The following is a 24881-nucleotide window of genomic DNA, read 5'->3' as shown; positions in this document are numbered from 1 at the left end:
TGGCAGCAACCTCAACGCGGCGCGGCGGGACGCTGCGAAGGTTTACGACTCTTGCCGGATGGCTTTCCACCACCGGCTGCGGCCTTGCGCCGCGCTTCAGCAGCGGCCTTGGCCTGCTCGCGCTTGTCCCAGGCATTGCCGTCGTGGCTGCGCGGCGGCAGCCCGTTGTGCTGGGTGAGAATCTGCCCACCCTGCCCGGCCTTCTTGCTTCCCACCGGCGTGGAATTCTTGCGCCGTGCGCTCTGGTAGCCATCCGCTGCCGGCTGATGCACAGGAATCAGCTGGTGCTTGCCGGATCCGATCAAGTCGGCGCGACCCATGCGCTGCAGGGCTTCACGCAACAGCGGCCAGCCCTTGGGATCGTGGTAGCGCAGGAAGGCTTTGTGCAAGCGGCGCTGCTCCTCGCTCTTGACGATGGCTACCCCCTCGCTCTTGTAGGTCACCTTGCGCAACGGATTCTTGCCGCTGTGATACATCGCCGTGGCCGAGGCCATCGGCGAGGGATAGAAGGCTTGCACTTGATCGGCACGGAAGCCGTTGGCCTTCAGCCACAGGGCGAGGTTCATCATGTCCTCATCCGTAGTGCCCGGATGCGCGGCGATGAAGTACGGAATCAGGTACTGCTCCTTGCCCGCCTCCTTCGAATACTTCTCGAACATCCGCTTGAAGCGATCATAGGAACCGATGCCCGGCTTCATCATCTTGTCCAGCGGGCCGCGCTCGGTGTGCTCCGGGGCGATCTTCAGATAGCCGCCGACATGATGGGTGACCAGCTCTTTGACGTATTCCGGCGATTCCACCGCCAGGTCGTAGCGCAGGCCCGAGGCGATCAGGATCTTCTTCACGCCAGGCAGCGCACGCGCCTTGCGATACAGCTCGATCAGCGAGCTGTGGTCGGTATCGAGGTTTTCGCAAATACCCGGGAACACGCAGGATGGTTTACGGCAATGCTTCTCGATATCGTGGCTCTTGCAGGCCAGCCGGTACATGTTGGCGGTCGGGCCGCCGAGGTCCGAGACCACGCCGGTGAAGCCCGGCACACTCTTCATCTCTTCGATCTCGTGCAGGATCGACTCGTGCGAGCGGCTCTGGATGATGCGCCCCTCGTGCTCGGTGATCGAGCAAAAAGTGCAGCCGCCAAAGCAGCCGCGCATGATGTTCACAGAGAAGCGGATCATCTCGTAAGCGGGAATCTTCGCACCGCCATAAGACGGGTGCGGAACACGCGCGTACGGCGAAGCGAAGACGTAGTCCATCTCTTCGGTGGTCAGCGGTATCGGCGGCGGATTCAGCCAGATGTCGTGATCGCCGTGACGTTGCACCAGCGCACGGGCGTTGCCCGGATTGGTCTCCAGATGCAGCACGCGGTTGGCATGGGCGTACAGCGCCGGATCGTTGCGCACTTTCTCGAACGACGGCAGACGGATCACCGTCCTGTCGCGTTCAATCTTCGGGTTCGGCAGCAACTGGACGACCTTCGCCTCGTTCGGGTCCTCGACGGGCCCCTTGTCCTTCTCGATGGCGCAGGCCTGCATGTCCTGGGTACTGACGTAGGGATTGATGATCTGGTCGACCTTGCCGGGTCGGTCGATCCGGGTCGAATCGATCTCGTACCAGTCCGGAGCTGCGCTCTTGCGGATGAAGGCGGTACCGCGCACATCGGTGATCTGCTCGACCGCTTCGCCACGCGCGATGCGCTGGGCCACTTCGACGATGGCACGTTCGGCATTGCCATAGAGCAGGATATCCGCAGTCGCATCCATCAGGATCGAACGGCGCACCTTGTCGGACCAATAGTCGTAATGCGCAATGCGCCGCAGCGAGGCTTCGATACCGCCCAGCACCACCGGCACGTGCTTGTAGGCTTCCTTGCAGCGCTGGCTATAGACCAGGCTGGCACGGTCCGGACGCTTTCCAGCCAGACCACCGGCCGTATAAGCGTCGTCTGAACGCATTTTTCGGTCGGCCGTGTAGCGGTTGATCATCGAGTCCATGTTGCCGGCGGCGATGCCGAAGAACAGGTTCGGCTCGCCGAGCTTCATGAAGTCATCTTTGCTGTGCCAGTCCGGCTGACTGATGATGCCAACGCGAAAGCCCTGGGCTTCCAGCAGCCGCCCGATAATCGCCATGCCGAACGATGGATGGTCGACGTAAGCATCACCGGTGACGATGATGACGTCGCACGAATCCCAGCCGAGCTGATCCATCTCCACCCTGCTCATCGGCAGGAAAGGCGCCGGGCCGAAACACTCGGCCCAGTATTTGGGATAGTCGAACAGGGGCTTGGCAGCGTGCATGGCGAAAAACCGGGCAACGAAAACGGGCGCGGAATATAGCACAAAAAATGATCAGGAAGGCCGAGTAAACACCTCGGTCTTTGTGCTAGAAGCTGGAAGCCAGTGTGGGGTCCACACTACGCCACCAAGCTTCTCTCTCTTGTTTCAGGCTTTCACCTGCTTCTACCCGATATATCGCCGCGGCACCCGCTGCGTCACCTTGGTGAGCAACTCGTAACCGATGGTGCCGCAAGCATGGGCCAGCTCGTCGACGGGCATCTGTGCGCCCCAAAGCTCGACCGCATCGCCGATGGCCGCGTCGGGAATATCGGTCAGGTCGATCGCCAACATGTCCATCGACACCCGTCCTGCTAGCGGTACGCGCTGACCGCGAACCATGACCGACGTGCCCGATGGTGCGTGACGCGGATAGCCATCGGCATAACCACAACTGACGGTGCCGATACGCGATGGGCGCTGCGCTACCCAGGTCGCGCCATAACCGACGCTTTCGCCGACCGGCACTTCGTGCATGGCGATTACCTCGGCTTTCAGAGTCATGGCCGGCTGCAATCCCAGCTCGGCGGCACTGCGCTCGGCAAACGGCGAGGCGCCATAGAGCATGATGCCGGGGCGCAACCAATCCATGTGCGCCGGGGCCAGCGTCAATACGGCTGCGGAGTTGGCAAAGCTGCGCTGGTCGAAGACGAGATCCTGCAGCCCCTGATAACTTTCCAGCTGACGCTCGGTCAGCTGATGCATGTGCTCATCGGCGCAAGCGAAATGGCTCATCAGATTCAGCTCTGCCACCTGCGGCGCGGCGCGCAAACGCTCGGCCCAAGACCTCAATTCGGCCGTATCGAAGCCCAGTCGGTGCATCCCCGAATCCAGCTTGAGCCAGACGTTCAGCGGGCGCGTCGTCGCACAATCCAGAAGCCGCTGCGCCTGCTCGGCACCCTGCACCGAGATATCCAAACCCAACTCCATAGCCGCCCGGCAATCCTCCAGATCGAAGCAACCTTCGAGCAGCAGCACGCGTGCCTCGGGCGCCTGTTCCCGTACGACGCGCGCCTCCTCGACGCTGCACACGGCGAAGCCGTCAGCTTCAGCGCGTAGAGCCGCCACTACCGACGCGGCGCCATGCCCATAGGCATCGGCCTTGACCACCGCAAAAGCCCGCCGCCCCGGCGCGCAACGTTTCGCAAGGGCGTAGTTGTGACGGATGGCGGTCAGATCGACCGTGGCAACGAGGGGGCGCATGGGAGGGTTCCTGGCATCGAGGGAAGATGGAATCTTAGGCTGAACCTCTGAAAGCTGGAAGCTGGAAGCTGGAAGCTGGAAGCTGGAAGCTGGAAGCTGGAAGCTGGAGCCAAGCGTCAGACATGTCGTTTACATCTGACTTGCCCACTCATCGAATGGGAAGCTTGGCCCACCCCACGATCCGCAGCCGATCGCGCTTAAGCTTCAAGCCTATGGCTGCCTTTATTCATCATCGAACTGGTAACTGCCCGGCGCCAGGTTCTCGAAGCGGGAGTACTTGCCGAGGAACGCCAGCCGCGTGGTGCCGATGGGACCGTTCCGCTGCTTGCCGATGATGATCTCGGCCACACCCTTGTATTCGGTTTCGGGGTGATAGACCTCGTCCCGGTAGACGAACATGATGATGTCGGCGTCCTGCTCGATGGCGCCGGACTCACGAAGGTCAGAGTTCACCGGCCGTTTGTTCGGGCGCTGCTCCAGCGAGCGGTTGAGCTGCGACAGTGCGATGACTGGGCAGTTGAACTCCTTGGCCAGACCTTTGAGCGAGCGGGAAATCTCGGAAATCTCGTTGGTGCGGTTGTCGCCACTGGAGCCGGGAATCTGCATCAGCTGCAGGTAGTCGACCATGATCATGCCGATCTCGCCGTGCTCTCGGGCAAGGCGCCGCGTACGGGCGCGCATTTCCGAGGGGGAAATGCCGGCCGTGTCGTCGATGAACAGCTTGCGGTCGTTGAGCAGGTTGACCGCCGAAGTCAGTCGCGGCCAGTCGTCGTCGCTGAGCTTGCCGGTCCGCACCTTGGTCTGGTCGATACGGCCGAGCGAGGCCAGCATACGAATCACGATGGAGTCGGCGGGCATTTCCAGCGAGTAGACGAGGATCGCCTTGTCTGAGCGCAGTACGGCATTCTCGACCAGGTTCATCGCGAAGGTGGTCTTACCCATCGAGGGACGGCCCGCGACGATGATCAGGTCCGCCGGCTGCAGACCGCTTGTTTGTTCGTCGAGGTCGGTAAATCCGGTGGAAATGCCCGTGATCGCCTCACCCGCGTTGAATAACGAGTCGATGCGGTCGATGGCCTTGACCAGAATGTCGTTAATACCGATCGGCCCGCCCGTCTTGGGGCGAGCTTCGGCGATCTGAAAGATCAGCCGCTCGGCTTCGTCGAGAATCTCTTCCCCGGTTCGGCCCTGTGGCGCATAGGCGCTGTCGGCGATCTCGTTGCTGATACCGATCAACTGCCGCAGTGTCGCCCGCTCCCGGATGATCTGCGCATACGCCTTGATGTTCGCAACCGAGGGCGTGTTCTTCGCCAGTTCACCCAGATAAGCCAGACCACCGACCTGTGAAAGATGCCCTTCCTTGTCCAACTGTTCGGAAAGCGTCACCACGTCGAATGGCGAGTTGCGCTCGGCCAGCGCGAAGATGGCGCGAAAGATCAACCGATGATCGTGACGGTAGAAGTCACCATCGGACACCTGATCCAGCACCCGCTCCCAGGCGTTGTTGTCCAGCATCAGCCCGCCAAGAACGGCCTGCTCGGCCTCGATGGAATGCGGCGGCACCTTGAGCGCGGCGGTTTCCAAATCGTACTGTTGGGGGATGCTGATGTCGTTCATGGCACTCGGTGTTCTTATGGCCTGCTGGCGTTTCGTGCGGCTTGCCACGAAATATCAACAGAGCCTCATGTTCAGAAAAACAAAGGGCACGTTCCACTCGCATGGAAACGTGCCCGATGTTACGCGTCAGGCACCAGAGGTACCAGACGACGGCTGGTTTCAGCCAGCAACCACGATCAGCTTCACGGTTGCTTCGACGTCGGTGTGCAGATGCACGGCTACGTCGTATTCACCAACCTGACGGATGGTGCCGTTCGGCAGACGAATTTCGCTCTTGGCCACTTCAACGCCAGAGGCGGTCAGCGCGTCGGCGATGTCGTGCGTACCGATGGAACCGAACAGCTTGCCCTCATCGCCCGCGGTAGCGGTGATGGTGACTTCCAGTTCGGCCAGCTGAGCGGCGCGAGTTTCGGCGGACGCCTTGCGCTCGGCAGCGGCTTTTTCCAGCTCGGCACGACGAGCTTCGAACTCGGCGATGTTCGCTGGGGTTGCAGCGGTAGCCTTGCGCTGCGGCAGCAGGTAGTTGCGGCCGTAACCAGACTTGACGTTTACCTTGTCGCCCAGGTTGCCCAGGTTTGCGACTTTTTCTAGCAGGATGACTTCCATTTGAGTCTTACCTCTCTAACTTAACCTTCACCGTTCGCAGGCCCCGCATCGTCATCACGAGATGCCCGACCGCGAAAATCAAACAAACTGTCGACAATAGCCATGACGGCCAGTAACGGATAAATCAACTGCATGAACAGCACCAGCGTGACGTAAAGCCCCACCAGCCAGAACCGCGACATCCGATTCTTCGCCACCAGGCCGTGCACCAATGCAATACCGGCAAACGCCAGCGGAACACTGCACAGCGGAGCCAGCATCGCCATCTGCACGCCAAGGCTTGGCCCTAGCAACATGCCCGCAAGAAGCACCATCGCCGGCACCGGCGAAAAGCGCAGCGTCCGGAACTCGAGTCCGAAGCCACCCGGGTTGTACAACAACGCTTGCCAATACCGTCCGAGCATCAGACTGAGCAGGGTGACTATCTGCAGCAGCGCTGCCAACAATCCGGTTAGAACCGGTATCAGCAATGCGCCCAAACGGGTCTGCTCTTCCACCGAGAGCTGCTGATAGGCCTCCGACAGCATGTCGGGCAGCACTCTCTGCAACTCGGTGGCGAGCGCCGCGATCGGCTCGCCGAAAACCATTCCAAGCGCCCAGGCATACAACAACCCGAGCCCCACACTGCACAACATCACTCGAGGCCAGGAACTCCGGTTGCGCAACAACAGCGCCAACCCGAACGATCCCAGCAGTACCAGCAGCGTGCGAGGATCCCCGAAATACCACCAGGCCAGTGCGGGCAATACAGCCCAGACCAATACGCCTAGCGCGTCATTCAGACCTCGACGCAACAACACCAGGCTTCCTGCTGCAGCACATAGCCAGAACAACATCGGCAACGCCGCAGAGCCAGCCACTACAACAATCGCCTGCATACGGCCGCGCATGATGAAGTCAGCCAGGGCACGCATGCGATCTATCCTTTACGTCTGTCGAACAGCTCGATCAACGGCCGTGGCTGTCGGTGTAGGGCAGCAGGGCCAGGAAGCGGGCGCGCTTGATAGCGGTAGCCAGCTGGCGCTGATAGCGTGCTTTGGTTCCGGTAATACGGCTAGGAACGATCTTGCCGGTTTCGGAAATGTAGGCTTTCAGTGTGTTGAGATCCTTGTAGTCGATCTCTTTCACGTTTTCTGCAGTGAAACGGCAGAACTTACGACGACGGAAAAAACGTGCCATGAAATAGGCTCCTCAATAGGTCCGTGGATTACTCGTCAGCGTTGTTGTCGCGGCTGTCGCTGTCGCTGTCATTTTCGTTGACAGAGTCAGATTCAGGGCGATCACGACGCTCACGGCGCTCGCTACGGTTTTCCTCAGCCTTGAGCATCTCGGACTGTTCAGTCTCGGCTTCATCGCGACGAATGACCAGGTTACGGATGACGGCGTCGTTGTAGCGGAAGTTGTCTTCCAGCTCGGCCAGTGCTTTGCCGCTGCACTCGACGTTCAGCATCACGTAGTGGGCCTTGTGGACGTTGTCGATGGCGTAAGCCAGCTGACGACGACCCCAGTCTTCCAGGCGATGGATCTTGCCACCGTCCTCTTCGATCAGCTTGGTGTAACGCTCCACCATGCCGCCAACCTGCTCGCTCTGGTCGGGGTGGACCAGAAAGATGATTTCGTAATGACGCATTGTTGCTCCTTACGGGTTGCAGCCTGCCGCAACACGCGGATCAGGCAAGGAGTGAATGAGTATGTTGTCTTGCCTGCCAGAGAGGCGCGCAAACGCCTGCCATCCGGGCAAGGGGCGCAATTCTAGAGAAGCCCGGCCAACCACGCAAGGCGCTTTGGTGATTATTTAACCAGCCAGGCTCAGCCGCGCGCGACACTCATTCGTTCGGCCCGAATGCTGTCGAGCAGCGTCCTGACCTGATGAATGTCATAGGGTTTGAGCATGGTGCGTAGATTATCCAGCCCTTCTTCACGAGCATTGATGGCGTATCCGGAGGCGATCACGATACTCAGCGCAGCATCGCGCGACCGCGCCTGACGCACCAGTTCAATACCGCTCATACCGGCCAGCCCCACATCGGTCAGCAACACGTCGAAGCGACGTTGCTCCAGCATTTCCAGCGCAGCCTCCGCCGATTCGCAGGGACTGACCTGGTGGCCGAGCTCCTCCATCACCTCGCCGGTGAGCATGCGCAATGTCGGATCGTCCTCGACGAAGAGAATGTTCAAGCCTGCAGCCTGCTCCGGCGTCGCCTCGGCCATGCCGACGCTGGACGCCGACGCAGGGTTGCGCTCACGTTCGCCGCCCGACTCGCCCCCTTCAAAGCCCTCGGCAGCGGCCCTCGGCAGATAGACCCGCACGGTCGTGCCTTTGCGCTCTTCGCCTTCCAGCACAACAAAGCCTCCGCTCTGCCGAACGAAGCCATACACCATACTCAGACCGAGCCCCGAGGCATTGGCGTCCTGGCGCGTGGTGAAGAAGGGTTCGAAGGCGCGCGCCAGCACCTCGGGACGCATGCCTTCGCCTTCGTCGATTACACTCAACTCCACGTAAGCCCCGGCAGCGACACCAGGCTGATCGGCCAGCTGCGCAGCACCCAGCGAACGGTTGCGCAGTTGTATGTACAGCGCACCGCCACCGACCATCGCATCACGTGCGTTGACCGCGAGATTGAGAATAGCGGCCTGCAGATTGCCGACATCGGCGAAAATCGACCATAGATCCGACTGGATATCGACCTTCACCTGCACGGCCCGTCCCAGCGCGCCGCTCAACAACTCGCTCATCTGCTCCAGCAGCTCACCCAGATCGATCGACTGCGGCTGAAGCGGCTGACGGCTGGCAAACGCGAGCAACTGGGACGCCAGACGTGCGCCTTTTTCCACACCGCCAACCGCCGACTCCAAACGCCGCTGCGCCGTCTCGTCGCCGCTCAAATTGCGGCGCAGCAACTGCAAATTTCCACCGATAATCTGCAGCATGTTGTTGAAGTCATGGGCGATGCCGCCGGTCAGCTTACCGACCGCTTCGAGCTTCTGCGCCTGCATCAGCGCCGCCTCTGCCACCCGGCGCTCGGACTCGCTATGCAATAGCTCCCGCGTCCGTTCACGAACCAGATCCTCAAGATGTTCGCGGTGTTCCCGCAACTCTTGCTGGCTGCGATGCTGCTCGGTCACGTCGCTGCCCTGCACGAAAATACCTGACGTCCGCCCGTCACGCCCAATGATTGGCTGGAACACCAGATCGAGATAGACCTCCTCGGGCTCGGCATCGGGACGACGCTGCAACAGCGTCCGCAACCCTGCGCCACGGTAGGGCTCGCCCGTACGATAAACCTGGTCCAGCAGATCGATGAAGCCCTGCTCCGCCAGCTCGGGCAATCCGTCATTTACCCGCTTGCCGATCAGTTGACGATTACCGGTGAGCTGCTGATAGGCCTCGTTGACCAACTCGTATACATGTTCCGGACCGCGCAGGAAGCAGACAAAACCCGGAGCTTGTGCGAATAGCTGGCGCAGCTGATTGCCTTCGTCCTGAATCAATCCGGCGCGCGACATGATCGCTGCTTCGAGCTGTTGCAGCGGCTGCCCCCAGGATTCGGCCGAGCGCTGCGAAGCCTTCAGCGATTGCAGCTCGGTAATGTCCATGGTGTGCTGCAGGATAGCGGTCACCTCGCCCTGCTCATCAAGCAACGGACTGTGCGTTGCACTCCAGTAACGATCCTCATAAGCCGCACCGTTACCGGCGCTTACCGCTATCGAGTAGCGGATGATCGGCAGCGTATCCACAGCCCCGGTGCGCAGCACACGGGCGAACGATTCCAGCAACTCCTCGACATGGGTCGTTTCCGGGGCTTGCGGATCAACGGCAAACGCGTCGTGTATGCGACGCCCTACGATGTCTTCGAGCTGGCGCCCGGTGAGCTTCAGGTAGGCCTCGTTGGCATCCAGGATGGTCAACTCGCGATCAAGCAATAAATAAGCGTTCGGAGAAGTCCTGAACAATGCCTCGAAAGGCGGGCGCTGCGGCATACAACCTCCATGATGCGCGCTTGATTTGGCCGCTATCGATAGCGGCCATCAGATGCACGACCAAACCAATAGTCGACAGAGCCGACCAGAAACGGACAATTGACCGCTACAGGAGCGATCCGTTTCGCGATGAACGGCAACGCGGGGGCAACTTGTCAGTCAACCCTTACCCTGCCGAACGACGCTGGCGCAGTGCCTCGAACAGACAGACGCCTGTGGCGACCGACACGTTGAGACTGCTGACGCTTCCAGCCATCGGCAGGCGGACCAGGAAATCACAGTGCTCGCGTGTCAGACGGCGCATACCCTTGCCTTCCGCACCCATCACCAGAACGATAGGACCACCGAGGTCCTGATCGTAGATCTCCTGCTCGGCCTCCCCCGCCGTGCCGACCACCCACAAGCCACGTTGCTGCAGCTTTTCCAGCGTTCGCGCCAGATTGGTCACAGCCACCAGCGGAATGACTTCCGCCGCACCGCAAGCCACCTTGCGCACCGTAGCGTTAAGGGTTGCGGACTTGTCCTTGGGAATGATCACCGCCAGCGCGCCGGCCGCGTCGGCGGTGCGCAGGCAGGCACCGAGGTTGTGGGGGTCGGTTACACCGTCGAGCACAAGCAGCAACGGCGCGCCCTGGGCCCGGTCCAGCAACTCTTCGAGCATGGCATCGCCCCAGACCTGACTGGGGCTGACATCAGCCACCACGCCCTGATGCACGCCCTCGACCCAGGCATCCATTTCACGACGCTCGCACTGACCGACGCGGACTTTCGATTGCGCAGCCAATTGAACCAGCGCCTGTACTCGAGGATCGTCGCGCCCCTCGGCCAGCCAGATCTGCTTGACCCGCCTCGGATGGTGACGAAGCAAAGCCTCCACGGCGTGCAGGCCGTAGATTTTTTCAAGATCACTCATGACTTGGCCTTACGCTTTCGCGGGGCACCGCCTTCAGCTTTGGCCGACGGCTTGCTGTTAGCCTTAGACTTCGAGGAGCTGCGTTTGGGCTTGCTCGCGGTCGACTTGCTTCCTTTCGCATCCGCGAGCAGCGCCTTTTTGATTTCCCGGCTCTTGCGAACCTCCGGGCTGACCGGCTCCCCGCCTTTGGCGGAACTTTCGGTGCCTTTTCGGCCGCGCCCTGTTTTCCGGCTATCACCTTTGTCACCAGCCGAGCCACGTTCACCCGCGCCAGCTTTGCTGCCGCCGCTGATCAGTTCGAAGTCGATCTTGCGCTCATCGAGATCGACACGCATCACCCGAACTTCGACGCTATCACCCAGGCGGAAACTCCGCCCACTGCGCTCACCGGATAGCCGATGGTGCAATGGATCGAAATGGTAGTAGTCACCCGGCATTGCAGTGACGTGAACCAGTCCCTCCACGTAAATATCAGTCAGCTCGACGAACAAGCCGAATCCGGTCACAGCGGTGATCACGCCGGGGAAGGTTTCGCCGACGCGATCCTTCATGAATTCGCACTTGAGCCAATTCACCACATCCCGCGTCGCCTCGTCGGCGCGCCGTTCGGCCATTGAGCATTGCTCGCCGAGCTGCTCGAGAGCGGCCTCATCATAGGGATAGATGCGCGCCTTTGGCATACTGGTCGCGCCCTCTCGACGTACATGCCCCGTATCGCGACGCGAGCGGATCACGCTGCGGATCGCGCGATGAATCAATAGATCCGGATAGCGACGGATAGGCGAGGTGAAATGCGCGTATGCCTCGTAATTCAAGCCAAAGTGACCATTGTTGTCCGGGCTGTAGACCGCCTGACTCAACGACCGCAACATTACCGTCTGGATCACGTTGAAATCGGGCCGCCCCTGAATCCGCTCCAGTAGCGCCTGATAATCCTTTGGCGTAGGCCCTTCCTTGCCCTTGTGCAGCGTCAGCCCCAGCTCGCCGAGAAAGGCCCGCAACTTTTCCTGACGCTCCAATGGTGGCCCGTCGTGAACGCGGTACAGACCGGGAATATCATGATCCTGGAGGAAGCGCGCCGTGGCCACGTTGGCGCATAGCATGCATTCCTCGATCAGCTTGTGCGCATCGTTGCGCTCGGTAGGGGTGATGGCCGCGATCTTGCGCTCCGCCCCGAAGACAATGCGCGTTTCCTGAGTTTCGAAATCGATCGCACCACGCGTGTGGCGCGCCTTGAGCAACACCTTGTACAGCGCGTGGAGCTGCTTGAGATGCGGCAATACTTGCGCGTATTCGCCAATCAATCGCTTGCCTTCGGCCGAGGAAGGCTGCTCAAGCATGCTGCTGACCTTGTTATACGTCAGCCGCGCATGGGAGTGGATAACCGCTTCGTAGAACTGGTAATCGGTCATTTTCCCTGATTTATTCAGGGTGATTTCGCAGACCATGGCCAGCCGATCGACGTGCGGATTCAGCGAGCAGAGACCGTTGGACAGCTCCTCCGGGAGCATTGGCACGACCCGTTCGGGAAAGTACACCGACGTACCCCGCAGCTCGGCTTCCTTGTCCAGCTCCGACCCGACTTTCACATAATGCGATACGTCCGCAATCGCGACGTACAACCGGAAACCACCGGAAAATAGCTTCCAGCCACTCAGCTTCTCGCAATAGACCGCATCGTCGAAGTCACGAGCGTCTTCGCCATCGATGGTGACGAAAGGCAGATGCCGCAGATCGACACGCTTCTGCTTGTCCTTCTCCTCGACTTCCGACTTGAGCTTGGCCGCTTCACGCTTCACCGCATCCGGCCAGACGTAGGGGATATCGAAACTGCGCAGCGCAACGTCGATTTCCATGCCAGGGGCCATGTAATTGCCGATCACTTCGACCACGTCGCCCTGAGGCTGGAAGCGCTGAGTCGGCCAGTGGGTGATCTTGATCTCGACGAACTGGCCCGGCTTGGCATCCATGGAGCGACCCGGCGTCACCAGCACTTCCTGCTGAATCTTCGGGTTGTCGGCCATGACGAAACCGATGCCGCTTTCTTCCTGATAACGTCCGACGATGGTTTCATGCGCGCGACTGATCACTTCGACGATCGCGCCTTCGCGCCGCCCGCGGCGATCGAGTCCGGCAACCCGAGCCAGACAGCGATCGCCATCAAATACCAGGCGCATTTGTGCAGGGCTCAGAAACAGGTCGTCGCTTTTATCGTCGGGAATCAGAAAACCGAAGCCGTCACGATGGCCACTGATGCGCCCGCAAACCAGGTCAAGCTTGTCCACCGGGGCATAAGTGCCACGCCGGGTATAGATCAACTGACCGTCACGCTCCATCGCACGCAAACGGCGGCGCAGAGCTTCGATATCGTCTTCGGAGGATAATCCGAACTCTTCCACCAGCTCCTCACGCGCCGCTGGCGAGCCGCGCTCGCTCAGGTGCTGGAGAATCAGCTCGCGGCTGGGAATGGGGTTTTCGTACTTTTCCGCTTCACGTGCGGCCTCGGGATCGAGGGATTGCCAATCGGCCATTAAGAGATGTCACCTTTCATTCATTTATAGAGGCAGAACGCCCCTATCTATTGAAGCGCGAAACGCACGCCGGCGGCAGCTTTCGAGCGAATTATTTTTCCTGGGCGGGGCTTTACAAGGCATAACCTCGCCCGTATAGTTCGCGCCCACAATGTCTGGTAGACGTTGTAACACGGAAACGATGAAGTATCATCGTTTGCAGTGCCCAGGTGGCGGAATTGGTAGACGCACTAGGTTCAGGTCCTAGCGATGGCAACATCGTGGAAGTTCGAGTCTTCTCCTGGGCACCATTTATTCGATGAAGCTCTTGCCTTGGCGAGAATTCATAAACACGAGGTTTGTCGGCCTCGACCAGCAATCGACAGAAGTCGGTGAGCAATCATCGCAATGTGCCCAGGTGGCGGAATTGGTAGACGCACTAGGTTCAGGTCCTAGCGATGGCAACATCGTGGAAGTTCGAGTCTTCTCCTGGGCACCACTCTTCAGAAAAAACCGAGCCATTGGCTCGGTTTTTTCGTTTCCGCTACGACGAATCCGATAGCGCCCCAACAACGCTGATCGCATCGCGCCGGCAGCTCAAGAGCTCAGCGCGGCTTAAGCAGAAATGAAAAGACCGCCCTGAGGCGGTCTTTTTATCATCAGCCGCGATCAGGCGTAAGGATGACGCAGCACGATGGTCTCGTTGCGATCCGGCCCGGTTGAGATGATGTCGATGGGCGCCTCGACCAACTCCTCCAGACGCTTGATGTAAGCGCGGGCGTTAGCCGGCAGCGCATCGAGCGACTTGGCTCCGACGGTGGATTCGGCCCAGCCCGGCATTTCTTCATAGACTGGCTGTAGATCCTGGTAGCTATCCGCGTCGGTCGGCGCATCGACGAGCACGTCGCCGTTGCGATCCTTGTAGGCAATGCAGATACGGATGGTTTCCAGCCCGTCGAGCACATCCAGCTTGGTCAGGCAGATGCCCGACACACTATTGATCTCGATGGCACGACGCAGCACCACGGCATCGAACCAGCCACAGCGGCGGGCGCGGCCGGTGGTGGAACCGAACTCGTGACCGCGCTCAGCCAGACGCGCGCCGGTCTCGTCGAACAATTCAGTGGGGAACGGACCGGAACCGACCCGCGTCGTGTAGGCCTTGGTAATACCCAAGATGTAGTCCAGATACAGCGGACCGAAACCGGAACCAGTAGCCGTACCGCCAGCGGTGGTGCTGGAACTGGTGACATACGGATAGGTGCCATGATCGATGTCCAGCAACGAGCCCTGAGCACCTTCGAACATGATGCGCGCGCCCTGCTTGCGCAGCTCATGCAGGCGAGCCGACACGTCGGTCATCATCGGCTTGAGAATCTCGGCGTAATCCAGCGCCTCATCCAGCGTCTTCTGGAAGTCGACAGGCTCGACCTTATAGAAATTCTGCAGAATGAAATTGTGGTACTCGAGCAGCTCACGCAGCTTGACGGTAAAGCGCTCAGGATTGAACAGATCGCCGATGCGCAAGCCGCGACGCGCGACTTTGTCTTCGTAGGCCGGCCCGATGCCACGACCCGTCGTACCGATCTTGCCTTCGGAACGCGCCGCCTCGCGCGCCTGATCCAGCGCCACGTGATACGGAAGGATCAGGGTACAGGCCGGACTGATGCGCAGGCGCTCACGCACCGGCACGCCCTTCTCTTCCAGCTTGGTGATCTCACGCATCAACGCGTCCGGCGCCACGACTACGCCGTTGCCAATCAGACATTCCACGTTTTCACGCAAAATGCCGGACGGAATCAGGTGCAGCACAGTTTTTTCGCCGTCGATGACCAGCGTATGACCGGCATTGTGGCCACCCTGGAAGCGGACTACAGCCGCCGCCTGATCGGTCAGCAGATCGACGATCTTGCCCTTGCCCTCATCACCCCACTGGGTGCCCAGGACCACGACATTCTTACCCATAAACCTTTGTCCTCTTGGCGAAGCATTACCGGTCACGACCGGCGAATTCTGGAAACAGCCTGGCGCTTACGATCCAGCCCGCATTAGCGGGTCAGCGGCGTTACGGTCCAGGACCCCTCTTGCAACACTAGCTGCCGGTCGCAGCCAACACTTAGCGCCGCATCGCCCTGCTGTCCATCCAGAGCCTGCACTACACGCTCACCCTGTTCGCGCAGCCGACAGACCGACTTCCATAACGCCGGGTCGGCGTCATAGGGCGCCCAGATACCGACTGCGGGGGACGCTAATTCGGCATTACCGAGGCTGACCAAAGTCTTCAAATCCGTCGAGAAACCGGTCGCCGGACGCGCCCGCCCAAAATCCGCACCGATGTCGTCATAACGACCACCCTGTGCGATCGACTGCCCAACGCCAGGCACGAACACCGCGAACACGACGCCGGTGTGATAGTGATAGCCGCGCAGTTCGCCCAGATCGAAATACAACGGCAGATTCGGATACCGCACCGCCAGCTGTTCAGCGATCTGAATCAATCCATCGAGCGCTTCTCGCACTGCCGACGGAGCGCCAGCCAGGACGACTTTCGCCGCATCCAGCGTCTCGCGCCCGCCGCATAGCCGTGCCAGTGCGCGCAGCATGCTCGCCAGCGACGGCTCGACGTTGGCGGTCAAGGCCGCAATTTCGTCCATCGCCTTACGCTGCAATGCGTCGAACAAGCGCTGCTCGGCATCTCCCGACAAACCTGCCGCACGCGCCAACCCGCGATAAATGCCTACATGGCCGAGATCCATATGCAGATCAGGCACGCTGGCGAGACCTAGCGTCTCCAGCATGAGGCTGATCACTTCGAGATCGCTTGAGGTGCTGCTGTCGCCATAAAGCTCGGCGCCCAGCTGAATCGGACTACGCGACGTCGCGAGCGCCTGAGGCTTGGCGTGCAGTACGCTGCCGGCGTAGCACAGGCGACTGGGACCTTCCCGGCGCAACGTATGCGCGTCCACCCGCGCTACCTGCGGGGTAATATCCGCACGCAGGCCCATCTGTCTGCCGGACAAGGGATCAATGACTTTGAATGTCTTCAGATCCAGATCCTGCCCCGCTCCCGTCAGCAGCGACTCGAGAAACTCCACATGAGGAGTGATGACCAACTCGTAACCCCAGCACTGGAACAGGTCCAGCACACGGCGCCTTGCGGTTTCGATACGCGCCGCATCGGGCGGCAGCACCTCTTCGATGCCATCTGGCAGTAGCCAGCGGTCTACCGTTGCCATTTCGCCAATCACCTCTCGATACGGCAAGCCTAGTCAAGCAGACGAACACCGGGGCTCCGGCCTGGGCCACCCATCGGTCGCGTGCGATTGTGTTCGAACCATGGCGACAGCGCCACGCCCCATAAGGGGATCGGCATGGCTGGCCACGCCCGGATCAGTCTGCCCCACCAGGGCGCAGACGCAAAAAAGCCGGGTTTTCCCCGGCTCGCGGATCATAACAATGTTTCGCCAACGGGTCACCCGGTGGACGGCATCGTCCAGCCGGATGACCCTTGCGGTCATTGCGCCGTTGCGGACTCCAGATAGCGGAAGAAGTCGCTTTTGGGGTCCAGCACCAGGACATCTTCCTTACTGGCAAAGCTGTCTCGGTAGGCCTGCAGACTGCGGTGGAAGGAATAGAATTCCCGATCCTGCCCGTAAGCTGCAGCATAGATAGCGGCCGCCTGCGCGTCACCATCACCACGCAACTCTTCAGCCTCACGGAAGGCCTCGGCCAGCAGGACGCGCCGCTGACGGTCGGCATCCGCGCGGATGCCCTCGGCCAGCTCTTTACCTTTTGCCCTGTGCTCACGCGCTTCACGCTCCCGCTCGGAACTCATACGCTCGAACACGCTGCGATTCACTTCGCGCGGGAGGTCGATGCCCTTGACACGAACATCGACGACTTCGATTCCGAGTTCCTGCTGCGCGGCTCGGTTCAGACTATTGGTCACAACGGCCATCAGTTCATCACGCTGACCCGAGACCGACTCGTGCAGGGTCCGCTTACCGAACTGATCTCGTAGCGAGGCCTCCAGGCGACGCGCGAGGCGCTCGTCCGCGATCTGCTTCATACCCGACGTCGCGGTATAGAAGCGCTCGGCATCATCCACACGCCACTTGGCGTAGGAATCAACCATCAGCGCCTTCTTTTCCAGCGTGAGGAAACGCGAGGTGGAAGTATCGAGCGTCATCAACCGCCCGTCGAACTTGCGAACACTGTTCACGTAAGGAATCTTGAGATGCAGACCCGGCTTCACGTCGGGCTCGACGATACGACCGAAGCGCAACATCACCGCACGCTCTGTCTGCGAGACGATATAGAAGCTGTTCCAAAGGACGATCGCCAGCACCACGCCCACAATCAGGGCGGTTAGGGATTTATTGCTCATTAGCGGACCTCCCTTGTACGCACTTCACGCGGATCCAGTTCCGGAGGCATTCGGGTAGTCTGAGTCGAAGCGCCCGAAACGGATGCCGCAGCAGAACGCTCAGCAGAAGCACCACGACTGTTGATCATCTTGTCCAGCGGCAGGTAAAGCAGATTGTTCTGCCCATCCTCACCTGTTACGAGAACCTTACTGGTGTTACTCAAGACTTCTTGCATGGTTTCCAGATACAGGCGCTCACGCGTCACGTCAGGTGCCTTGCGGTATTCGGCAACCAGCTTGGAGAAACGATCCGCCTCACCCTGGGCCCGGGATATCACCGCATCGCGATAACCGCTCGCCTCTTCCAGCATGCGCTGGGCCTGACCACGCGCTTCGGGAATGACACCGTTGGCATAGGACTCGGCCTGATTCTTCTCGCGCTGCTCGTCTTCACGTGCACGAATCACGTCATCGAAGGCTTCCTGCACTTCACGCGGCGCTGCCGCACTCTGAAGGTTGACCTGGGTGACGATGATGCCGGTGCCATAGTTGTCGAGGAAGCGCTGCAGTCGCTCCTCGACCTCGTTCGCCATGGCCTCACGACCCTCGGTCAATACCTGATCCATCGCCGTGGAGCCTACGACATGGCGAACCGCGCTATCGGTCGCATGCTGCAGCGATGCTTCTGGATCTTCGACGTTAAGTACGAAGGCCTGAAGGTCGCTGATCTTGTATTGCACCGTTAGCGGCACTTCGATGATGTTTTCGTCCTCGGTCAACATCTGCCCTTGCTTGCTATAAGAACGCTCGCGAGTGACGTTAGCCTGGAACTTGCGATCGAACGGCGGGAAATAGATGTTCAGGCCGGGACCGACAGTTTCGTGATATTTGCCGAAGCGCAGCACCACGGCCTGCTCCTGCTCATCGACGATGTAGATCGCATTGGACAACCAGACGGCCAGCAGCACGACCAAGCCGACCCAGAGCAGCGCGAAACCGCCACGCCGTCCACTGCCACCACCCGACGAGCCGCCGCTGCCGCGCTTCTTTTTGCCGAACATGCCGTTGAGGCTGTCCTGTAATTTGCGGAAAGCCTCATCCAGATCCGGCGGACCTTTCTGATCGCCACCACCGCGACGACCACCGCCACCGCTACCCCAGGGATCCTGGTTGTTCGAGTTGCCACCCGGCTCATTCCAAGCCATAGCGCTCTCCATTCAAATAAAGCTAAAGGCGCGCCAACGGCGCGCCCGCCAATGCTACCGAAAGCCCGGAACGAACGGCTTAAAAGCCCCCCGAGCTTTATTGCAAAGTGTGTTGCTCGAAGAACAGTTCCGCTTCGAGACCCGCGCGACTGATGAGACGATGCAGCTCGACACGCTGCAATCTCACGTCGAGTAGACTGCCGCCCTCATCGTCATGGGATTCGGATTGCACTGCGCCCAAATCAAACAACTGCGCCCGTAGTCGCCCAAGATTCTGTGGAAGCCGAAGCGTTCCCACGAACAGATCGTCGCCCAGCAATTCGGCCACAGCCTGCTTCAACAGGTCGAGCCCAAGCCCCTGCTGCGCCGATACCCAGACGCGCTGCGGCACACCGTCTGCGTTGCGCTGGATCTGCGGCTCGATACCCTCCAGCAGATCCACCTTGTTGTAGACCTCCAGTATCGGCAGCTCGTGAGCACCGATCTCGGTCAGCACTGCCAACACCTGCTCGATCTGCTGATCGCGCTCAGGCTCATGCGCATCGATGACATGCAGCAGTAGATCAGCATTGCTGGACTCTTCGAGGGTGGCGCGAAAAGATTCGACCAGTTTGTGCGGCAAGTGACGAATGAAACCCACCGTATCGGCGAGCACCACCGGCCCCAGATCATCCAACTCCAGACGACGCAAGGTCGGATCGAGCGTCGCGAACAGCTGATTGGCTGCGTAGACGTCGGCTTCGGTCAACGCGTTGAATAACGTGGACTTGCCGGCGTTGGTGTAGCCCACCAGAGAGATCAAAGGAATGTCGGCACGGCGACGCCCTCGGCGAGCCTGCTCACGCTGGCCCCGAACCTTCTCCAGCCGCTGCTTGATCTGACGAACCCGCACACGCAACAGCCGCCGGTCCGTTTCCAACTGGGTTTCACCAGGGCCACGCAGACCGATACCACCCTTCTGCCGCTCAAGGTGAGTCCAGCCACGCACCAGACGAGTACTCATGTATTCCAGCTGGGCCAGCTCGACCTGGAGCTTGCCTTCATGCGTACGCGCACGCTGAGCAAAGATATCCAGAATCAGACCGGTTCGATCGAGCACACGGCATTCCAGGGCACGCTCGAGATTGCGTTCCTGACTGGGCGTCAGTGTGTGATTGAAAATGACCAGCTCGACCTCGCCATCCTTGACGAGGTCACGCAGCTCTTCGACTTTGCCGCTGCCAATCAGAAACTTGGCGGAAGGCTGATGCCTTGCCACATTGATGAAGCCAACAGATTCAGCGCCGGCTGACCGTGCCAGCTCCTGAAACTCCTGAGGGTCTTCACGCGCCGCTGGATCCTGACCATCCAGATGAACCAGGATAGCCCGCTCACCACCACCGGGACGTTCGAAGAACAAAGAAGGCCCCCTTTAGTCGTTACCCGACTCGGACTGCTCCGCGTCGCCAGCGGCTGGCAAACGCACCGGACGGCCCGGAACGACGGTCGAAATGGCGTGCTTATAGACCATCTGGCTGACCGTATTTTTCAAAAGGATGACGAACTGGTCGAATGACTCGATCTGACCCTGGAGCTTGATGCCGTTGACCAGGTAGATAGAAACCGGAACGCGCTCCTTACGCAGTGTGTTGAGGTAAGGGTCTTGTAGCGAATGCCCTTTTGACATGTGCCGCACTCCTTAAAGGATCTTTTTCATTAATTTTTAGAATCAAACACGGCTGGCCAGTGATTTGAGGATAGCCGGTCAAATTACAGTGTCAGCTCAATATGGTGAGCCTCTCCAAGTATTTCAATGCTCGCGGCAGATTGTCACAGGCTGAACTCTCTAACCAATGAACGCCCTCCCAACCACGTAACCAAGTCAACTGCCGCTTGGCTAGCTGCCGGGTAGCGATGACCCCGCGCTGAACCATCTCATCGCGCGAATACGAGCCGTCCAGGTAATTCCAGACCTGGCGATAGCCTACGGCACGCATGGAGGGTAGCTCAGGATGCAGATCGTCACGCCTACGAAGCATTTCGACCTCTTCGACAAAGCCCTGTTCAACCATCGCGACGAAGCGTCGCTCGATACGCTGATGCAAGACCTGCCGCTGCGTAGGCGCGACGGACAACTGCGCGACAGTATAAGGCAAGACGCCGCCGTCTGGCGTGCCCGCTCCGGCTTTTTGCGACCTTTGTCGGGCTCGGTGTTCGGACATGCTAATGCCGCTGACCCTGAAGACCTCAAGCGCCCTGACCAGCCGCTGGGGGTCGTTGGGGTGAATTCGCGCCGCGGACTCCGGGTCGACCTCGGCCAACTGCTGGTGCAGCGCCTTCAGCCCCTCTAGCTGTGCCTGCGCCTCCAACTCCGCACGCACAGCAGGATCGGCAGCAGGCATATCGGCGAGGCCCTCGCTCAACGCCTTGAAATAGAGCATGGTCCCACCAACCAGCAACGGAATGCGTCCCGCGGCGGTACTTTCCACCATCGCAGCCAGCGCATCGCCTACGAAGTCAGCGGCCGAGTAGCTCTGCGCCGGGTCGCGAATATCGATCAGCCGATGCGGAAACTCCCGAAGCACTTCGGCCGAAGGCTTGGCGGTGCCGATGTCCATCCCCCGATATACCAAGGCCGAATCGACACTGATCAGATCACAGGGCAGCACGCGCGCAAGCTCCAGCGCCAGACCGGTCTTGCCGGCAGCTGTAGGACCCATGAGAAAGATGGCGGGGGGTAACGGGGACATCGGTGGAATCCATTAAGAGGAAGCTGGAAGCGAATCAGCCCAGTCTGAGGGCGCGGCCAAACTCTGCAGAGTTCTTATGTCAAGCTTCTGGCTTTCAGCTACAAGCTCATATCCGCTAGCGCCCACGCAAAAACAGCTTGTCCAACTCTCCCATGCCCAGCTGCGTCCAGGTCGGCCGGCCATGATTGCATTGACCGCTGCGCTCGGTCTGCTCCATGTCACGCAGCAGACCATTCATTTCCGGCAGGGTCAGGCGTCGATTCGCACGCACCGCACCATGACAGGCCATAGTGCCGAGGAGTTCGTTGAGATGGGCCTGGATGCGATCGCTGGTGCCATATTCGAGCAGGTCGGCGAGTACGTCCTGCACCAGCCGCGTGGCTTCGGCCTGCTTGAGCAGGGACGGAATCTGACGAATCGCCAGGCTCTCGGGGCCAAGCCGCTGCAGTTCGAAACCGAGCATCTGGAACCAGTGTGCATGCTCTTCGGCGCAGTCCGCCTCACGCTGGCTTACGGCAATCGATTCAGGTACCAGCAACGGCTGGCCTCGCAGCCCTTCGCTGGCCATCGCCGTCTTCAGCCGCTCGTACATGATCCGCTCATGGGCAGCATGCATATCCACAAGCACCAGCCCCAGAGCATTTTCCGCAAGGATGTAGATACCCTTGAGCTGGGCCAACGCATAGCCGAGCGGCGGGACGTCATCCTGGCTCTCCGGCAAGGCCGCCGGGCTCACGCCGGCCAGCGGCGAAAAGAACTCACGATAGGCGCCCTGTGCTTCTGCGACATTGCCGGTCGGCATTGGCCGAGGCGCCTGATAGCCGGCTCCCGCTCCGCGCCAGGGGGATTGTTGAGGTTGTGGCTGTTCGAGGACGCTGGCAGCGAGGCTCATCTCGTTCTGCCCGGCAAACTCACCCGCAGCGAGGCCAGTGATCTGAGTCATCGGCGTCACGCTGGCCGGCGCGGCCAGTTGATCCTCTGGACGTATATCTCCGAGCGCGCGGTGCAGCGTGCCGTACAGGAAGTCGTGCACCATGCGGTTATCGCGGAAGCGCACCTCGTGCTTGGTCGGATGGACGTTGACGTCCACCACGGCCGGATCGACATCGAGAAACAGCACGAAGGTCGGATGGCGTCCATTGAATAGCACATCCCGGTATGCCTGACGCACCGCGTGCGCCACCAGCTTGTCGCGGACCATACGGCCGTTCACGTAGAAATACTGCAGATCCGCCTGACTACGGGAAAACGTTGGCAAACCGACCCACCCCCAAAGGTGCAGACCGTTGCGCTCGATTTCAACCGGTAGCGCCTGTTCCAGAAAAGCCGGACCGCAAACCGAGGCCACACGCCGCGCCCGCGACGCAGCATCGCTGGCCTGATGCAGGGCGAGTACAACCTTGCCGTTGTGCCGCAGATGAAACGCCACATCGAAGCGCGCCAGCGCCAGCCGCTTGATCACTTCCTGCAAGTGGTCGAATTCGGTTTTCTCGGTGCGCAGAAACTTGCGTCGTGCCGGTGTGTTGAAGAACAAATCACGCACTTCGACCGAGGTACCGACCGGATGCGCCGCCGGCTGGACGCGAGCCTCCATGTCCCGACCTTCGGTTTCGACCTGCCAAGCCTCAGCGGCATCGGCGGTGCGCGAGGTGAGCGTCAGACGCGACACCGAACTGATCGACGCCAACGCCTCGCCACGAAAGCCCAGACTCATCACGCGCTCTAGATCTTCAAGATCGCGGATCTTGCTGGTCGCGTGCCGAGCCAGGGCCAGAGGTAGGTCATCGGCTGGAATGCCGCAGCCGTCGTCGCGCACGCGTAGCAGCTTCACCCCACCCTGCTCGACATCCACCTCAATACGCGTGGCGCCCGAATCGAGACTGTTCTCCAGCAGCTCCTTGATGACCGAAGCGGGCCGTTCGACCACTTCACCCGCGGCGATCTGGTTCGCCAGCCGCGGGCTAAGCAGCTGGATGCGCGCAGCCTCGGTCATGGCTGCGATGCCAGAGTCGTAGCGGGGATGTTCAGGGTCTGACCAACCTTGATCACGTCGCCTTTCAGGCTGTTGGCACTGCGCAGCGCGGGCAGGCTGATCTGATAACGCTGAGCAAGCAAGGCCAGGCTTTCACCGGAGCGCACCACATGCTCGCGGGGAACACTGGCAATCTTGCCGGAGTCACGCAGCCAGGCGACATAGGTGCCAGGCGGCGGGTTTTCGTGGAAGAACTGCCGCACACCGCTGTGAATCGAGCGGGCCAGCGACTGCTGGTGGGAAGCGGTTTGCAATTTGCGCGCTTCGGACGGGTTAGAGATAAAGCCGGTCTCCACCAGGATCGACGGGATATCCGGAGACTTCAGCACCATGAATCCGGCTTGCTCGACCCGACTCTTGTGCAGGCGCGTCATCCGGCCCATGTTGCTCAGCACCTTCTGCCCCACGTTCAGACTGGACGCCAGCGATGCAGTCATGGACAGGTCCAGCAGTACACCGGCAAGCATCTGGTCCTCGCCAAGGTTGACGCTGCCGGCACCGCCGATCAGATCGGAGCGGTTCTCGCTATCGGCCAGCCACCGTGCAGTTTCCGAGGTAGCGCCGCGGTCGGACAGAGCAAACACCGAGGCCCCATAAGCGGACGAGCGCGGCGCCGCGTCGGCGTGTATCGAAACGAACAGATCCGCGCCCTTCTTGCGGGCGATTTCGGTGCGTTTGCGCAATGGAATGAAGTAATCACCGGTTCGGACCAGCTCGGCGCGGAAGCCCTTTTCGGCATTGATCTGGCGCTGCAGCTCTTTTGAAATTTGCAGTACCACGTTCTTTTCGTACGCCTTGCCCGGACCGATCGCGCCTGGGTCCTCGCCACCATGGCCAGCATCGATGGCGATAATGATGTCACGCTTGCTACTGGGCAGCGGTGGCAGTTTCAGCGCAGGCAGGGTCGGTGATACGGGCGCGGCAGGCGTGCTCGGCGTGGTCGTTGCTGGAATACCCGCCGTGGTGGACGGATCGGCGCCCTCATCGTACAGATCGACCACGAGCCGATGACCGTATTGCTGATTCGGCGTCAGGGTGAAACTCTTCGGCGTGACCTGGGCGGAGAGATCGATGACCACGCGCAACGTATCGGCATCGAACTTGGCCGCACGCAGCCCGGAAATCGGCGTATTTTTCAGCGCCAGCTGCTCGAACGGCTTGGGTAGATTGCCGCCATTGACGTCGATAACGATGCGATCCGGCGCCGTCAGGGTAAACACGTTGTGCTGTACCGGACCGGACAGATCGAACACCAGACGTGTATTGTCCGGCGCGCGCCACAGACGCACGCTCTGCACATCGGATGCAGCCAGGGCCTGTACGGCCGCGAGCATCAATACCAAACCACTCACCAGCGCGCGCATGCGCATACCCAACCCCATGTAG

General features: G+C 60.4%; 19 protein-coding genes and 2 tRNA genes. 2 read left to right on the top strand and 19 right to left on the bottom strand.

Translation table 11 applies throughout. The features are described from left to right. Positions 1-11: 11 nt before the first annotated feature. From GYM54_RS17345 to rnr, 10 genes are all read right to left on the bottom strand, one after another. A complete protein-coding gene (locus GYM54_RS17345) occupies positions 12-2297 on the bottom strand; it encodes a YgiQ family radical SAM protein (RefSeq protein WP_181099927.1) in 2286 nt (761 codons plus the stop codon). A 162-nt stretch (positions 2298-2459) separates the two neighbouring features. Continuing rightward, positions 2460-3536 carry an alanine racemase gene (alr, locus tag GYM54_RS17340; RefSeq protein WP_181099926.1) on the bottom strand — a complete coding sequence of 359 codons (1077 nt, stop codon included), beginning with the start codon at positions 3534-3536 and terminating at the stop codon, positions 2460-2462. Positions 3537-3758: 222 nt separating this feature from the next. Beyond that, positions 3759-5153: a replicative DNA helicase gene (gene dnaB, locus GYM54_RS17335; RefSeq protein ID WP_131649794.1), complete on the bottom strand. Its 1395-nt coding sequence runs from the start codon at positions 5151-5153 to the stop codon at positions 3759-3761. A gap of 159 nt (positions 5154-5312) precedes the next feature. After that, on the bottom strand, positions 5313-5759 hold the full coding sequence (gene rplI, locus GYM54_RS17330) for a 50S ribosomal protein L9 (protein ID WP_168425129.1): 447 nt from the start codon (positions 5757-5759) through the stop codon (positions 5313-5315). A gap of 20 nt (positions 5760-5779) precedes the next feature. Further along, positions 5780-6673, bottom strand: a complete 894-nt coding sequence (locus GYM54_RS17325) for a hypothetical protein (protein WP_181099924.1) — start codon at positions 6671-6673, stop codon at positions 5780-5782. Between the two features lie 34 nt (positions 6674-6707). Continuing rightward, the gene (gene rpsR, locus GYM54_RS17320; protein WP_019340128.1) at positions 6708-6938 is read right to left on the bottom strand and encodes a 30S ribosomal protein S18; all 231 of its coding nucleotides are present in this window, start codon (positions 6936-6938) and stop codon (positions 6708-6710) included. Positions 6939-6966: 28 nt separating this feature from the next. After that, on the bottom strand, positions 6967-7389 hold the full coding sequence (gene rpsF, locus GYM54_RS17315) for a 30S ribosomal protein S6 (RefSeq protein ID WP_131649791.1): 423 nt from the start codon (positions 7387-7389) through the stop codon (positions 6967-6969). Between the two features lie 179 nt (positions 7390-7568). Next, positions 7569-9740, bottom strand: coding sequence for a PAS domain-containing protein (locus GYM54_RS17310; protein WP_181099922.1), 2172 nt, complete (start codon positions 9738-9740; stop codon positions 7569-7571). Between the two features lie 166 nt (positions 9741-9906). After that, positions 9907-10653, bottom strand: a complete 747-nt coding sequence (rlmB, locus tag GYM54_RS17305) for a 23S rRNA (guanosine(2251)-2'-O)-methyltransferase RlmB (RefSeq protein WP_131649789.1) — start codon at positions 10651-10653, stop codon at positions 9907-9909. Further along, on the bottom strand, positions 10650-13184 hold the full coding sequence (rnr, locus tag GYM54_RS17300) for a ribonuclease R (RefSeq protein ID WP_131649788.1): 2535 nt from the start codon (positions 13182-13184) through the stop codon (positions 10650-10652). The genes rlmB and rnr overlap by 4 nt, the downstream gene beginning before the upstream one ends. 203 nt (positions 13185-13387) lie before the next feature. Between rnr and GYM54_RS17295 the strand changes: the two genes are divergently transcribed. Beyond that, positions 13388-13474: transfer RNA gene (locus GYM54_RS17295), tRNA-Leu, on the top strand. A gap of 101 nt (positions 13475-13575) precedes the next feature. Beyond that, positions 13576-13662: transfer RNA gene (locus GYM54_RS17290), tRNA-Leu, on the top strand. A gap of 170 nt (positions 13663-13832) precedes the next feature. On the opposite strand, the gene GYM54_RS17285 is transcribed toward GYM54_RS17290, so the two are convergent. The 9 genes from GYM54_RS17285 to GYM54_RS17245 form a co-directional block, all read right to left on the bottom strand. Further along, positions 13833-15128 (bottom strand): adenylosuccinate synthase, encoded by a 1296-nt coding sequence (locus GYM54_RS17285; RefSeq protein WP_181099920.1) that lies wholly within the window; start codon positions 15126-15128, stop codon positions 13833-13835. Between the two features lie 83 nt (positions 15129-15211). Beyond that, complete coding sequence (locus GYM54_RS17280) at positions 15212-16399, bottom strand: ATP phosphoribosyltransferase regulatory subunit (RefSeq protein ID WP_181099918.1); 1188 nt, start codon at positions 16397-16399, stop codon at positions 15212-15214. Positions 16400-16677: 278 nt separating this feature from the next. Further along, positions 16678-17550 carry a protease modulator HflC gene (gene hflC / locus GYM54_RS17275; RefSeq protein ID WP_131649785.1) on the bottom strand — a complete coding sequence of 291 codons (873 nt, stop codon included), beginning with the start codon at positions 17548-17550 and terminating at the stop codon, positions 16678-16680. Next, a complete protein-coding gene (gene hflK / locus GYM54_RS17270) occupies positions 17550-18734 on the bottom strand; it encodes an FtsH protease activity modulator HflK (protein ID WP_131649784.1) in 1185 nt (394 codons plus the stop codon). Before hflK ends, hflC begins: the two co-directional genes overlap by 1 nt. Before the next feature lie 97 nt (positions 18735-18831). Beyond that, positions 18832-20133, bottom strand: coding sequence for a ribosome rescue GTPase HflX (gene hflX, locus GYM54_RS17265; protein ID WP_181099916.1), 1302 nt, complete (start codon positions 20131-20133; stop codon positions 18832-18834). A gap of 12 nt (positions 20134-20145) precedes the next feature. After that, complete coding sequence (gene hfq / locus GYM54_RS17260) at positions 20146-20400, bottom strand: RNA chaperone Hfq (RefSeq protein WP_021206763.1); 255 nt, start codon at positions 20398-20400, stop codon at positions 20146-20148. A gap of 91 nt (positions 20401-20491) precedes the next feature. Then, entirely contained in the window at positions 20492-21463 is a 972-nt protein-coding gene (miaA, locus tag GYM54_RS17255) for a tRNA (adenosine(37)-N6)-dimethylallyltransferase MiaA (RefSeq protein ID WP_197445891.1), read from the bottom strand. 115 nt (positions 21464-21578) lie between these two features. After that, a complete protein-coding gene (gene mutL / locus GYM54_RS17250; protein ID WP_197445892.1) occupies positions 21579-23456 on the bottom strand; it encodes a DNA mismatch repair endonuclease MutL in 1878 nt (625 codons plus the stop codon). Beyond that, positions 23453-24865, bottom strand: coding sequence for an N-acetylmuramoyl-L-alanine amidase (locus tag GYM54_RS17245; protein WP_269453447.1), 1413 nt, complete (start codon positions 24863-24865; stop codon positions 23453-23455). Before GYM54_RS17245 ends, mutL begins: the two co-directional genes overlap by 4 nt. Between the last annotated feature and the right edge of the window lie 16 nt (positions 24866-24881).

The sequence above is a fragment of the Pseudomonas sp. MTM4 genome (assembly GCF_019355055.1).
GTDB lineage: Bacteria > Pseudomonadota > Gammaproteobacteria > Pseudomonadales > Pseudomonadaceae > Stutzerimonas.
This window is presented reverse-complemented; position numbering and strand designations above follow the sequence as displayed.